The sequence below is a fragment of the Shewanella atlantica genome, from assembly GCF_003966265.1.
GTDB lineage: Bacteria > Pseudomonadota > Gammaproteobacteria > Enterobacterales > Shewanellaceae > Shewanella > Shewanella atlantica.
Map to the genome: position 1 here is coordinate 21,912 of NZ_RXNV01000024.1, position 14,615 is coordinate 36,526.

At 43.4% G+C, this 14,615-nt stretch carries 4 protein-coding genes and 4 pseudogenes; 4 read left to right on the plus strand and 4 right to left on the minus strand.

What is annotated here, in order from left to right; all coding sequences use genetic code 11:
• Positions 1 to 754: 754 nt before the first annotated feature.
• Positions 755 to 1,603, plus strand: a pseudogene (locus EKG39_RS22485) (IS5 family transposase); the annotation flags it as partial.
• 387 nt (positions 1,604 to 1,990) lie between these two features.
• Here EKG39_RS22485 and EKG39_RS22490 read toward each other — a convergent pair.
• Positions 1,991 to 3,101: pseudogene (locus EKG39_RS22490) on the minus strand (IS3 family transposase).
• A gap of 170 nt (positions 3,102 to 3,271) precedes the next feature.
• Between EKG39_RS22490 and EKG39_RS22495 the strand changes: the two are divergent.
• The 3 genes and pseudogenes from EKG39_RS22495 (at position 3,272) to ltrA (ending at position 9,141) form a co-directional block, all read left to right on the plus strand.
• Positions 3,272 to 3,523 (plus strand): antitoxin Xre/MbcA/ParS toxin-binding domain-containing protein, encoded by a 252-nt coding sequence (locus EKG39_RS22495; RefSeq protein WP_126508214.1) that lies wholly within the window; start codon positions 3,272 to 3,274, stop codon positions 3,521 to 3,523.
• 2,073 nt (positions 3,524 to 5,596) lie between these two features.
• Positions 5,597 to 6,612 (plus strand): annotated as a pseudogene (locus EKG39_RS22500) (IS110 family RNA-guided transposase).
• Positions 6,613 to 7,670: 1,058 nt separating this feature from the next.
• A pseudogene (gene ltrA / locus EKG39_RS23855) lies at positions 7,671 to 9,141 on the plus strand (group II intron reverse transcriptase/maturase).
• Positions 9,142 to 9,152: 11 nt separating this feature from the next.
• On the opposite strand, the gene EKG39_RS22515 reads toward ltrA, so the two are convergent.
• The 3 genes from EKG39_RS22515 to EKG39_RS22525 all read right to left on the minus strand — a co-directional run.
• Positions 9,153 to 9,581, minus strand: a complete 429-nt coding sequence (locus EKG39_RS22515) for a recombinase family protein (RefSeq protein WP_221767385.1) — start codon at positions 9,579 to 9,581, stop codon at positions 9,153 to 9,155.
• Between the two features lie 45 nt (positions 9,582 to 9,626).
• Positions 9,627 to 10,283: a gamma-mobile-trio protein GmtX gene (gene gmtX / locus EKG39_RS22520; protein ID WP_126508215.1), complete on the minus strand. Its 657-nt coding sequence runs from the start codon at positions 10,281 to 10,283 to the stop codon at positions 9,627 to 9,629.
• A gap of 1 nt (position 10,284) precedes the next feature.
• Positions 10,285 to 14,615 (minus strand): VPA1269 family protein (locus EKG39_RS22525; protein WP_126508216.1); only part of this gene is annotated, 4,331 nt, incomplete at its 5' end.

The following is a 14,615-nucleotide window of genomic DNA, read 5'->3' on the forward strand; positions in this document are numbered from 1 at the left end:
GAGTCAACTTATTCTTGCTGAGAGTAGACTTTGTTCGAGATTGAATTGTCAATCAAGCCATTAAAAAGTCGCGAGTGAATATGGGGATATTATTCATTGTTTGTGGTGTGTTGGGTGTGCAGGCCAGAATTGCTCACCTGTAATCCCTATTTGTTAATCCTGTGCGGCATTCCTTACTGTTGAATTTTTGGGATGTATTTTGATATTGTTTACACAACAATCTAAATTGGATGTTTAACCATGAAATCAAATTTTACTTTGTTAATATCTGAATATAGTTTGATGGTTATGAAAAAAGCTAAACTGGTACACCAATTCACCTTGCAATTTGTCGATGATTTCGATGGAAATAAATTGTTGATTTCATCTTTAAATGAACAGCTATCAAGCTACAAGTTTATAGTCGATAATACCTCTGATTTAGAGTTTTATTATTGTTGCGAATGTTATCCGGGGTTACTTCGTTTTCATCGGTTGTTCGAACTGTGGATTAATGGTTCCCGATATTACTCTGGCGGGGAGTTGGTGGGAGCAAGTTAGCTATTTCATGAAAGCAATATGATATATACACCCACCCTCTTTGGTTGCATTGTTAGCATCAGGGCTTCGCAGCTTGAGTGATATTTATATCCCCATGGGTACATGTATCGCCTTGGATGGATGGTGTAGCTGCTCGGCCTTGTTTCCTAAATCCAATGAACCTTTTGCTTTAGCGTGATCTGATCTACCAAGATCGTTACGTGGAAGCAAAAAGATGGGAAAAGCTAAGCATAAAATTACCAATTGGTCTCAATGCAACAAGGCACTAGTTAACCGTGGCTCCGTGACATTTTGGATTGATGAGCAAGCCATTCAGTCTTGGCGATATACCGAGCATCATGGTCGCCGTGGCCGAGGGTATATTTACTCTGATGTAGCTATCGAAACTGCGCTAGTGATTAAGGGCGTAATTAGCTTGCCATTACGGTCACTTGAAGGCTTCACCAATTCGCTATTCCAGCTTATGGATGTGCCATGGTACTCGCCAAGCTACAGCTGTATCAGTAAACGAGCTAAGACTGTTGAGATTAAGTATCGAGCGCCAAGTCGTGGCACTGTGGCGCATGTTGTCATCGATTCAACAGGTCTGAAGGTTTACGGTGAAGGTGAGTGGAAAACCCGTAAGCACGGCAAAGAGAAGCGTCGTACTTGGCGCAAGCTACACCTGGCTGTCGATAGTTGTACTCATGAAGTTGTTTCGGCTGAAGTCTCCTTAGTCAATGTCGCTGACAATGAAGTCCTACCCACATTGCTCAACCCGTTGAGAAGACGTATAGCTCAGGTTTCAGCTGATGGTGCCTATGACACTAAGGCGTGTCATAAGCTACTCAAACGCAAGGGTTGTAAGCCCACTATTCCACCTAGAAGTAATGCAGGGTATTGGGAGGAGGGGCACCCGAGAAATGAAGCAGTTAAAGCGCTCAAAGCTAATCAATTAGCACAATGGAAACAGGATAATGATTACCACGTAAGGTCACTCTCTGAGACTGCGATGTATCGATATAAGCAGTTGATTAGTTCTAAACTTAGCCTTCGTGATTACAACGCTCAGGTAGGCGAAGCTTGAGCAGGCGTAAAAGCAATAAACAAAGTCATAGGACTAGGTATGCCAATTAGAAAACAAGCTGCCTAATTCAGTACAACCTTTGGGATAGCTGCGTCTAGAGCAGTGATTTGATCAACAACGCCTAGCTGCTCTGCCGTGTTCTTGTTAAAAAACTTAATTTGTAGTTGTTTGGACTTGTCCGTGGTTGCGATTTATTGACTGCTGTAGTCATTTGTTTTTATATGGTTTTTAGTGGGTCTTTTGTTGATTGATAATTTTTTATTTTATTTGTTTACTGCCTTTCCTGCTCTCTTTGGTGTGTAATTGCTTCATTGGTTTTGATGTGATTTATACAAGTCTGAATGTCTGTAATTTACATTTAGTGTAATTGTAAACCTCCCTATTTTAGTTCCACTTAAAAGTAGAGTTTTCTCCCTGTTTCTTGCTCGCCAAATATTCCCACGGAGTTAGATCTCCAAGTGAATCATGTGGCCGCTCTTCGTTATATTCATTCATCCAGTTATCAATAATTTCACGTACTTCTCTGAGACTTTTAAACAAATACATATCCAGAATTTCTGTTCGATATGTGCGGTTAAATCGCTCGATATACGAATTTTGTGTCGGCTTCCCTGGTTTTATGTGTTCCAGTTGAACTCGGTTATGCTCCGCCCAATCAGCTAAAGCTAAAGAGATAAACTCCGGACCATTATCCATCCGCAGCTTTTGTGGCATACCACGCCAGGCAATAATCCGCTCCAATACTCTGATAACGCGTTGAGCCGGGAGGCTTAAATCGACTTCGATAGCCAATATTTCCCGGTTAAAATCATCAATGACATTAAACGTTCGGAAGCGATGCCCGCAGTGTAAACTGTCACACATAAAGTCCATCGACCAACATTGATTCATTGTCTCAGGAACCGCTAACGGTGCGGGATTGCGATTCGGCAGGCGTTTCTTGCCCTTGCGACGGAAGTTCAATTTAAGCTCGCAATACACACGGTAAACACGTTTATGGTTCCATGACTTTCCCTTGCGTCTAAGGACTTTAAACAGCTTGCCAAACCCATATGCCGGGTATTTTTCTGCATGCTCCTGAAGTGCGGCAATAACGGGGTCATCCCGGCACTTATCAGGCTGATAACGGTATACCGATGGACTGATGCCAACAACGTGGCAGGCAAGTCGGATACTGGTTTGATGTACATTGAGCACATAATCAACCAGTTCACGCCTGACCGCTGGCTTCAGAGCTTTTTTTCGACGAGATCTTTGAGGATCTTATGTTTCAAACTGATGTCTGCAAACATCTGTTTTAATCGTCGATTTTTATCTTCAAGCTCGCGTAAACGTTTAATGTCTGATGCTTCCATACCACCGAACTTACTCTTCCTGTTGTAATAGGTAGCCTCTGAAATACCGTATTCCCGACTGACTTCCTTAATCAGACGACCACCTTCAACTTCTTTAGGATCTTAATTATCTGAGTTTCGGTATAGCGTGATTTCTTCATTGCTGTTCTCCTTGAGATTTCAGTGTACCGGGAGAACTCTATTTATGCATGAGACTATTTTAGGGAGGTTTACAGATGTAGGGCAGCTGGCTTTAACTGATATTTAGAAAGGTGTATTCGTAGTTGCACACTAAACTCTAATAAGCAGAAAGTGATATGGAGTAGAAACAGTGGTAGATGCATCAAAATCACACGAGTTGTTAAAACAAGCGATTGGTACATACTTTTCTAAAAGTGAAATGAAGTACGTTATTCCTTTATTACTAAATTGGTCTGGTAACGCAGATAACATAATGGACTGGTTTGAGAATGAACCTATACCCGCTTTTGGTAAAATAACTGCCAAATCACTTTGTGAGTCAGGCCAAGCCAAACAAATTATTGAGTACCTTAAGGCGATAGAGTCAGGCGGCTTTGCTTGAGAAAAAATTAATCGTTAATGAGCCAGACGGCCCAGTAATAATGTGGGTTGCAGAGATTCTTTGCACTTTTAGAACATTGGTCATTGATGGAAAGAGCGAGCATAAGGCAAGAGTCATCAGTGTTCTTGGTAGAGCGTCTTCACCAAAATATTTCCTAGAGGAGTGACAATTTTATATGCCACCGGTCAACATAAACAAAAAACCTCACCAAAGAGACTTTGTTATATATAACCGTGTGATATATACCTGTTTATATCACAAATGATGGTGCAAGAAGTGGAGCGTTACTTTTACGGCTACGACCTAAGTTAGACCTTCGACAGATAGATGCAGCAAAACCATTGCTATTAAATTTAGCAACATATCGCGATTGGCGTGCACTTTTTTCAGCTTTTATATCTGAATAACTATTACTCATGAAAACGCGCTCCTGCTTTGGTATTGGCTAAATTATACTCAACAATGGAGTAATAAAGCAATTATAAACGGCCATAATTCCAGTGTAGCTTCTACGTCATAACCCCGCTGATAACTATAGATTCTTCCTAACTTGGCTCATTTATTTGAAATAGCCAAAATGCTGTAAGAAAACCCTGATTTCAACTTTAAACGACTCAAATATATATGGATTTTCAAAGAAAATGAGTTTTTAAATTTGCAGAACACTGCCCACCCATAGGGACAGGAACGATCACAAACCCGACCAAACCCTTTGGTGGCGCGGGTTCTGCTGTTCAAAACCACATTCAAGTCACCTAGCCTCAATGAGGGCAGGAACGATCGCAAACCCGACCAAACCTGGTGGTGGCAAGGGTTCTGCTGTTCAAAACCACATTCAGTCACCTAGCCGCCAATGGGGGTTGGAACGATCACAAAGCTCACGAAACCCTTTGGTGGCGCGGTTTTTACTGTTCAAAACCACATTCAAGTCACCTAGCCTCAATGAGGGCAGGAACGATCGCAAACCCGACCAAACCTGGTGGTGGCAAGGGTTCTGCTGTTCAAAACCACATTCTGCCACCTAGCCTCAATGGGGGCAGGAACAATCGCAAACCCGACCAAACCTGGTGGTGGCAAGGGTTCTGCTGTTCAAAACCACATTCAGTCACCTAGCCTCAATGGAGGCTGGAACGATCGCAAACCCGACCAAACCCGGTGGTGGCAAGGGTTCTGCAGTTCAAAATCCCATTCAGTCACCTAGACTCAATGGGGGGAGGAACAATCGCAAACCCGAGAAAGCCAGTGTTGACAAGGATTTCGCTGTTAAAAACCTAATTTAAGTCACCTAGCCTCAATGGGAGCAGGAACGATCGCAAACCCGACCAAACCCGGTGGTGGCAAGGGTTTTGCTGTTAGAAACCTCATTTAAGTCACCTAGACTCAATAGAGGTAGGAACGATCGTAAACCCGAAAAAGGGCAATGTTGGCGAAGGTTTATTGTTCAAAAGCACATTCAAGTCACCTGACCGTCAACGGGGGAATGAACGCTCATAACCCTCAGGTCCCAATGAGGGTAGGAACAATCGAAAACCCGATCAAACCCAGTGGGGGCAAGGATTTCACCATTAAAAACCTCATTTAAGTCATCTAGACTCAATGGAGGTAGGAACGACCGCAAACCCGAAAAAAGCCAGTAATTATTAGGCCCAGTGTCATGATGGTTGCCATTATTAGTTACATTTTTAGACCGTCGCTTATTGATGGGGGTGGGAGGGATCGCTGAGCCATGTCTTCGCTTGGAGTACATGGCAGAATGATCACAAAACCGAGCGAACCCAGTAATAGTGCGGTTTACCGCGTTTACTTACACTTTTAAAGCGCTGCTCATTGATGGGAGGATTATCGAACGAATACCTTAGAATTGCTTGGTGATCACACACGGTAAAAATTCAACCAATCAAGATTCTGGACATTTCCAAGTTAGAGGCTGCTCCAAAAAGCTCTAATCGAAGAGAGAACTTTCTCGTAAACCAGCCAGTGTAGATAATGGAATGGATCCATCCCCTTTTAATCGGCCTCGCAATGGGCCACGATGAAGTTACTAAAACTCATCAGAAAGAGGACAGGTCCATCATGAAGATTACTACAATTGGTTTAGATATCGCAAAGTCTGTTTTTCATTTTGTTGCAGTAAATCAGGCAGGTAAGCTAGTTAAAAAGAAGATGCTCAGGCGAAAAGATGTGATTCACTTTGCTGCCAAGATAGAGCCATGCCTAATAGTCATGGAGGCCTGTGGTAGCGCAAACTATTGGGCTAGGAGTTTCAAAAACTCGGGCACCAAGTGAAGTTAATCGCGCCACAATTTGTCATCCCCTACCGGCAAGGGAATAAGAATGATTATAACGATGCCCTTGCAATAGCAGAGGCAGCACAAAGACCAAATATGCGTTTCGTACAACCAAAGCCTGTCGAACAGCAGGATGTACAGATGCTTCACCGAATGAGGGAGCGTTTAAACAAGCAGTCTACAGCCTTAGTCAATCAGGTTAGAGGTATGTTGGCAGAGTACGGTATCGTTATAGCAAAAAGCAAAGCGGCATTTAGGAGAGCTTTTCCTGATATCTTATCTGATGAAAACAATGAGCTGACAGTGAAAGGACGATATATATTTACCCAGTTGCATGAAGAGTTTATCGATATCGAGAAGCGCCTAAAAAGCTGTGATGCTCAAATACTAGAAGAGAGAAATACAAATCCAGTTTGCCAGCGTGTAGAGACTTCTCCAGGCATTGGCCCTATCACTTCAACCGCTTTTTACGCAGCGGTAGGAGAAGGAAAAGATTTCTCCAATGGCAGGCACTTCTCAGCCTGGTGTGGCTTAGTGCCAAAACAGCATAGCAGTGGCGGCAAAGATAACCTGCTAGGGATAAGTAAAAGAGGCAATGCCTACTTACGAACGTTATTTATACACGGCGCAAGAGCAGTCTTGCAGCGCTGCGGAGGCAAGCAAGATAGGCTGAGCCGCTGGGCATACGCCTTGGCCGAAAGAAAGGGCTTCAATAAGGCTTGTGTTGCAGTAGCGAACAAGCTTGCAAGAATGACCTGGGCTATCGCCGCTAGGGAAGATGAATATAGGACATTTGCGTAGCTGTTGCCCTAAAGTAAGATAACCGAGTTAGTGTAAGACATACCAGCAAGTTGCTATGACACTTGATTTGATGATGAGACAGTCAGACTGCTCTACTTAAAACCTAACTGCCGCAAGGGCTCTAAAGAAGCCGTGTAGATGATCAGGAAAGTAGAGGCACATATCCATCAGGGCCAGAGGTTAACCTCATAAACAGGCCGAATATATGGGTGCAATGAACTCTTCTCAAAATTGATATCAAATGTCTTGCAAACGGGATGGGTCCATATATGCGGCAGCGTACGTTGATGGCATGGATGCCATCGTCGAGCCCACATGGAAGTGCTTGCGGCGTTTCGCTGAAGTATCTGCACATAAGCACACCGCAGGTGATAAATAGCCATGAAGGTACGACCTTCAAGCAAACAATTCAATGCCTACTCAGGCAGAAGCTAAAACAGAAAATGTAATCAGCCTTCATTCGAAGGCTAACAAACTTTGGGGCGTGCGACGTGAGGTCGTATGAAGCGCTGTTCACCGCTTTTGAGTGAACCATCTGTATCACCAGATGAACCTAGGAGCCTGAATAAAGTAGCGGCTCTGACAATGTAACGAAGATTGGTTATAGACCAATCGGGATCCGAATCGTGAGAGAACGATCCTCCTGATAACCACAAATTGGGTGAATGCTAGGGAGTCAGTATGATGAGCATAAGTGAATCCGCATAAGGTGCGTTATATGATGAAACAGCGGAAGTGGTTTATACGCTGTGGCCAAAAGGCAATGAGAGTTGGAAAGAGATTGCCCCATGCTCTTTCGTGGTCAATATGGCTCTTCGCACTATAGCGGGCATCTACCCTGACATTGCGCGACATACGGAACACGGTAAGCCTGTATTGCTCCCTTTGGGAAAGCTGATATGGCCGATAGCGGTGCAGGTATAGGAGGTTGGAAAAAGCAAAGGCTGCATTGTAACGATGCAGATACAGACTTGTGTCTGGTCACGAAAGTGAGCCCACTTCCGACTGGTCTCCCGTTGCAAGATAATTTGAAGAACTTTATTCAAGGAGAAACGCAAATGATGATTTCAACAGAAATTAGTGCCTCTCCTGACGCCGAACAATGGCAGTCAATAGACTGGAAATCCGTTGAATCGCATGTATTAAAGCTTCAAATGCGTATTGCAAAGGCAACACGAGAAGGTAAATACGGTAAGGCGAAAGCGTTGCAATGGATACTGACTCACTCGCGTTCAGCAAAACTTCTTGCTGTTAAACGAGTATCAAAAAACAAAGGCAGTAGAACGCCTGGAATAGATGGTGTCATCTGGAACACGGATGCACGCCGCATAAAAGCAGTAAATCAATTGAGCAGGAAGGCATATCAAGCCAAACCACTCAAGCGTATCTATATCCCCAAAAAGAATGGCAAACTTAGACCTCTTGGTATCCCATGCATGATAGACAGAGTACAACAAGCGCTCCACCTTCTTGCATTAGAGCCTATATCGGAGACGCTTGCTGACCCTAACAGCTATGGATTTAGACCAAATCGTAGCACTGCCGACGCAGTCGATCAGTGCTTCAAATGCTTGGCTCTAAAGAAATCAGCGCAATGGGTTCTTGAGGGAGATATCAAATCCTGCTTCGACAAAATCGGGCATCAATGGCTTATTGATAACATCACCATAGATAAACGAATGTTGGAACAATGGTTAAAGTCTGGTTTTATGGATAAAGGGCTGTTTTATCGTACTGATGAGGGCACACCACAAGGAGGGGTTATATCCCCAACCTTGATGCTAATGACTCTTGCAGGACTCGAGCAGCGCATAAAGTCTACAGCACTCAAAAAGGGTGCTAGCCAACTTTATTGGATACGCCGACGATTTCGTCGTCACCTGCGCTTCAAAGGAGGTGCTCGAGAACGATATCAAACCGTTGATTGCTGATTTCTTAGCGGAAAGAGGCTTAACACTCTCCGAAGAGAAAACGCACATTACCCACATCAACAATGGTTTTGACTTCTTAGGGTTCAATCATAGGAAGTACAAAGGAAAATTGCTCATTAAACCGAGCAAGTCCAATACCTTGTTGTTCTTGAGTAACCTGCGCGAACTCATCAAAAAGCACGCAACCATCCCTGTTAACGATCTTATCAAACTGATAAATCCAAAACTAAGGGGTTGGGCGAATTATTATCGTCATTGCGTTGCTAAACAAGTATTCGGGTATGTTGGGCACAAACTATTCTATACGTTATGGCACTGGGCAGTAAGGCGTCATCCAACAAAGCCTAAGACTTGGGTAGCCCTTAAATACTTCATCAACCGAAAAGGCCAATGGCAATTTCACGGTTGGCAGAAGGTCAAGGATATGGATTGCCAATTCAATCTATTCCAAATAGCCAAAGTGCCCATTGAGAGACATGTAGAAATCCGAAATGCGGCCATACCATTCAATCCTCAATACCAAGAATACTTGGCTATGAGAAAATCGAAAAGGCAAGCTCGTAACTCTTGGAATGAACCTGCTCTCACTGCTTTATAAGTTGCTGGGTATCAAACGATACCTTTGTGGAGGCTTGAGCCTAGTGCAGTGAAAGTTGCACGCAGGGTTCCTAGGAGGGCGGCACTTGGTAACAAGTGTCGTCTATCCGACAGAAGCAAGTTACAAGCATGATGCTCTTTATGAAAGCAAACAGTTGCTCCTTTATCAGTGATTTGAGAAATTACGCTCTGTAGGTCAAGAAGGCTTCTAGCTAACCGATCAATGGAGTGGACATACAAAGTATCGCCGGTCCTTACATAATCGATGCACTGGGCTAATATGGGGCGATCGATGCACTGGGCTAATATGGGGCGATTCTTAGCGGATTTTGCAGACATCTCCTCTACAAATATCTTGTCAAAAACCATACCTATCAATTGACTATCAACTTTTTTCTCTTGACTTAATACACGAATATACGCAACTTTCTGACTTTTCATTACGCCCCCTTGTGTCCATATAAACAGTATACCTTTATAGGCATATCATCCCTGTTCAAGCACCTTTTCTATTAATGCTATATGTTCTTGAGTTAGTATAGGTTTCTCACTTTCATCATGATAAACATTGCCGCGTTCCATGTAGCATCCTTTAGATCGCCATTTAGTCTCACTCACCAAGTCTTCAAGTAATACTTTTTCAGTTAGTGATAATCGGGGGTTGTGGGCAATAAATTCACCTTCAACTTGCGCTTCTGGTTTCTTTTCGTATTGATTGACCTCTTCAATAATGACTGGTTCATACTGCCGCCATTTATTTCGAAGCATGTTGTTCTTCGCTTTTAGTTCTCTGTTTTCACGAAGCGTGAATCCGATCAGATACTTTGTTGCTGTATCATTAATCCCATGAACCCATGAGTCTTCATTAGTTAATGAAGAAGTCTTTACGTTCTTATCCTGCTCGTATTCTTCCGAATATAGTTTAATTAGGTCGCGGTAAAGTTGACCGGATTTATTTCTGATAGGTTGCGTCTTCACCCCCCCGCGTTCGCCACTCTTTGCGCCAATATTCGTTACTGTGAAGTCGAAGGATTTATTTAACACTTCTTCTCGGCAAACCTCTTGAATTATTTCTAAACTCTTCAAGGTTCTTGGCGATTTTGCACTTTGTTTTATTTCTTCTAATGCGCGGTCAAAATTCATTTTAGCCCTCCATAAATTCAATTCGGTTGCGACGAACTGGGGGTATAGTCATCTTCAATTCATCAGCTAAACTCATCTCTTTGCTGTTGTTTTGTGATTCGATAAAATTAAGTGGCTTTAGTCCTTTGATAAGGGCGTTTACACCGTTCCAATCTCCCCTTAGGCGCTCTAACATGAGGTTTGTCATTTGATTGCCGACCTTTAATTGCACCGCTGGAGGAAGCTCAAAAAGCGCGGGCTCCATGCCATTCTTCCTTAACATTCGATCTAGCATCTGTGCTCGTTTGAGGTTGTCATGGTCAGCCATGCCTGAAACGAATACCTCTCGATTCTGGCAGACCTCATTAAGCACTTGGTATTCATCAACCTCGTCAATGGCAATTGATAAACCTGGGTTATTTAACAGGAGCGGTACGCCCTTTGTTCCTTTTGTATTTTCAGTATTTGAAAGAAGCTCAATAGATTGTTGAATCAGCTTATAAATCGCAAAAATATCGCACATATAGAGATCTAATAATGAAGTTTTGCTCTCAATATCACGTTCAATAAGTTTTTTGTCACTTAGCTTTCTGGCCGCAGCACTTTTTTCCCCCAAACCTTCAAGAGTTGAAGCGTCTTGCATTAACTGATCACATTCAGACTCCAAGTCCTGAATCACCTGACTCAATCTTAATTTCGCGCTAGCGATTTCATTCCCTTTTGCGGCAAGTCCCGCAATAAAAGCAGAACCTGTGACAAAGTGCTTGCATCTAAAGCAATTTTTCTCACCTAACCAACCAGGCTTCACTTGCGCTGGAACCTCTTTCCCGTTCGCATTGACCTCCGTCCCTCCTGAGTCACAACCATTAAATGCCATTGGACAAATACCATAGTCGGTAAATTGAAGCGATGCTAAAGGGTAATCAGATGTGTGAAGAACAGAACTTTCACTGATAATCAATTCACTTTTAATACTGTTTATCTTGCCTTGAAGGATGGCATCCTCAACTTGCTTAGCATGGTTTTGCAGTGCTTTTTTTTCTGCATTATCGAGTGTACGTTTGATTTCACCTTGCTCTATTTTCGTATAATGCAAAGTCATCAGAATGGTTGCGTGACCAACGATTTTTACCATCACTTCCAAAGGTACATCACCGTGAACAACATAAGCCGTAATTAAACTGACTCGCATTGCGTGCTTGGTATAATAGGACCTAACGATTCCTTTTTGTACATAAGTGAGAGGAAGGTTCTCATCTTCGATATGTCGTAAAAGCTTAGCAAGCGCAGGAACTAGTGCATCAGGGGTTATAGGTGAGCCTTCTGTCAGACCGCCTTTTAACTGCGATGGCTTTGGCAACCTAAACAAGAAAGACGTTGCACCTCGTTGGTTTAAAACTCTCTCTGAAGGCTTGTTGGCTGTATTGAAAGTGAGAGCCCCCCAAGAAGTCGGCTCTGAGATCGAGTTGTATTTTTCCTGCCAATCACGCAACTTAACTAACCATTTAGAAAGCTCAAGAGGAAAGTACACAGATGTAAACGGTTGTCCTGTTTTATTGGTGTTGGTAAACATACCGAATTCATTTTGGCGTCCGGTCTTCCAGAAAATTCCTGTATCTCGCTTGTTTAGTGACTTTTTCCGGAGCGGAGAGGTGTTTTTTACCCACTCAAACTGATTATCCTGTGGTGCATTTTGGTTGTAATTCAGGCGGTATTTGTCGGTTTCACCACTGTCCATCCAACATATCTGCTGACCACGATGCGGATGTGTTATTAAAAAATACAATGCCATTGCTCGAGCAGGACACCACATCTCATAAATCGTTGAGTAAACGCCACTTCGCCCTTTGCTGCGCCCTGTGACACTCCGTGGACGCACAATGCAATCAGGATCTCCCTGCTTCTCTCCTTCGGCTGTATCCTTTTCTTGGTTATAAACTTCTTCACTAACTTCAAACCAGTCAGACTCGTTAAGAGTATGGGCAAAACGCAAGTCTGAAAAGTTTTGTGCTCTCTCTGGAACCAATGCATCTCTCGCCTTAACAATATAGCCGTAAGGGAGAGCGGGTTTGACTGTTTGATTGGATGTCGTTTTCTTGTTATTTGAAACCTTAGAGAATAGCTCTACGTAAGGCATCTTATATCCTTCAAGCACAACAAGAGCAGAAGACTCATCTTCATCTTCTGCTGTGCAACTTCTGTTGAAGGCAAAGGTTAAAAAGGCATAAATGTGTGTGAGGTAGGCCGTCTTTTTAGATGGATGAACCTTATCAGAATCGAGAAATTGATTGAGGTCAGGCGCGGTTATCGCCTTAGAGAAAAGACTCCCAATCTCTTTATTTTTAATAAAAAAGTGCCCAAAGAAAGCAAAAAAACCCACGATAGCTATCTTTGCGGCAGCCCCTAATTCTGGCGTATCATTCCTGTAGTCTCGATAAATTGTGCACCATCTCTCTAAACCTAAATCTTCTAGTTCCTGCCCTTCCTCTCTCTGCCATTTCACATCATTGAAGTTGGTGTAACTTGGCAAACTCTTAGGGGTTAAAGATACTTTTAAACGAGGGTGTTTTTTAGCATGGTCTTTATATTCTGGCATCGTAGCAATACGATTTTTCTGGCAATAGCCTTTTACCTCTTCTAGTGTGAAGTATTCAATGCCTAACGATCCCCTAAAGTCGTTACCAGTCTTAGATGTCAAGGTTTGATGAGATACCAAGCGACTGTCGATTTTTTTTCGGAATACCTCATAACTTTCAACATCCCAAAGTGCATTTTCATTCGCGATTTCAATGCACTTTTCAATAGTGTAAGGCTTGGCATTTCTCCCCTCATAAAAGACTGTCCAACTCTCCCAGGCGGAGTATATATTATCTGGTCGAGATGGAAGTCTAGGGTCTTTTTTGTAATTTTCGGCGTACCCATTTACTGTACGACAGCCCTCTGGAACAACTTTTAAAGCAGCTTTCGCGCATTCATCAATAGAGAGGTAAAAGCGACAAGCAATAAACTGTTGCCATGAACCTAACCTATAAAAAATATGAGGCTTTGCTGGCAGTCTAGAGTCAGTAATTCGCACCCCTTCATACCTTGCAAGACTTAATTTCTCCCTTATGCCAACAATATTTATCGCCGCGTCATAAGCTTCTTGTGGAGAATGATAATAATTAAGAGGATTGAGATAGTGTGACCCGTCCACCCAATCACTTTTATAGAATGTGTGGGGGGAAACTGGCAGCCTTGGATCTGCCCTACAGTGTTTCTGGTAATTTGGGCCTGTTAGCTCAACACCTATGCTATTCAGTAGCTTAATTGCCGCAGCACTGGCTTCTGCAAGGGTTGGGTACTTCTCTTCTGGCGCAGTCGTGCCCAAAAAGCTATACCAGTCCACCCAATCGCTCTCATAGACGGTGCCGGGGGCCGCACGCAGCTTTGGGTCTGCCTTATAGTGTTTCTCATAATTTGAACCTGATAGCTCAACGCCTATACTATTCAGCAGCCTAATTGCCGCAGCACTGGCTTCTGCAAGGGTTGGGTACTTACCTTCTGGCGCAGTCGTGCCAAAGAAGCTATACCAGCCCACCCAATCATTTTTATAGGTGACGTTGGGGCCCAACGGCAGTCTTGGGTCTGCCTTATAGTTTTTCCGATAATTTGGGCCTATTAGCTCAACACCTTTGCTATTCAGTAGCTTAATTGCCGCCTCACTGGCTTCTGCGAGGGTTGGGTACTTATCTGGCTCAGTCGTGCCAAAGAAGCTATACCAGCCCACCCAATCGCTTTTATAGACGATGTAGGGTTGCGATGGCAGTCTTGGGTCTGCCTTATAGTTTTTCCGATAATTTGGGCCTATTAGCTCAACACCTTTGCTATTCAGTAGCTTAATTGCCGCCTCACTGGCTTCTGCGAGGGTTGGGTACTTATTTGGCTCAGTCGTGCCAAAGAAGCTATACCAGTCCACCCAATCATTTTTATAGGTGTAGTAGGGGTCCGAACGTAGTCTTGGGTCTGCCTTATAGTGTTTCCGATAATTTAAACCTGATAGCTCAACACCTTCACTATTCAGTAGCTTAATCGTCGCTTCACTGGCTTCTGCGAGGGTTGGGTACTTATTCGAACCAAGGAAGCTATACCAGTCCACCCAATTGCTTTTATAGACGATGTGGGGTTGCGATGGCAATCTTGGGTCTGCCTTAAAGCGTTTGTGATAATTTATGCTTGTTAGCTCAACACCTTTGCTATTCAGTAGCTTAATTGCCGCAGCACTGGCTTCTGCAAGGGTTGGGTACTTACCTTCTGGCGCGGTCGTGCCAAAGAAGCTATACCAGTCCACCCAATCGCTTTTATAGGCGGCGC

Coding starts and splice junctions, on each gene's coding strand:
- EKG39_RS22515 (WP_221767385.1), bottom strand. CDS start 9,581: ATGAAAAGTCAGAAAGTTGCGTATATTCGTGTATTAAGTCAAGAGAAA.
- gmtX (WP_126508215.1), bottom strand. CDS start 10,283: ATGAATTTTGACCGCGCATTAGAAGAAATAAAACAAAGTGCAAAATCG.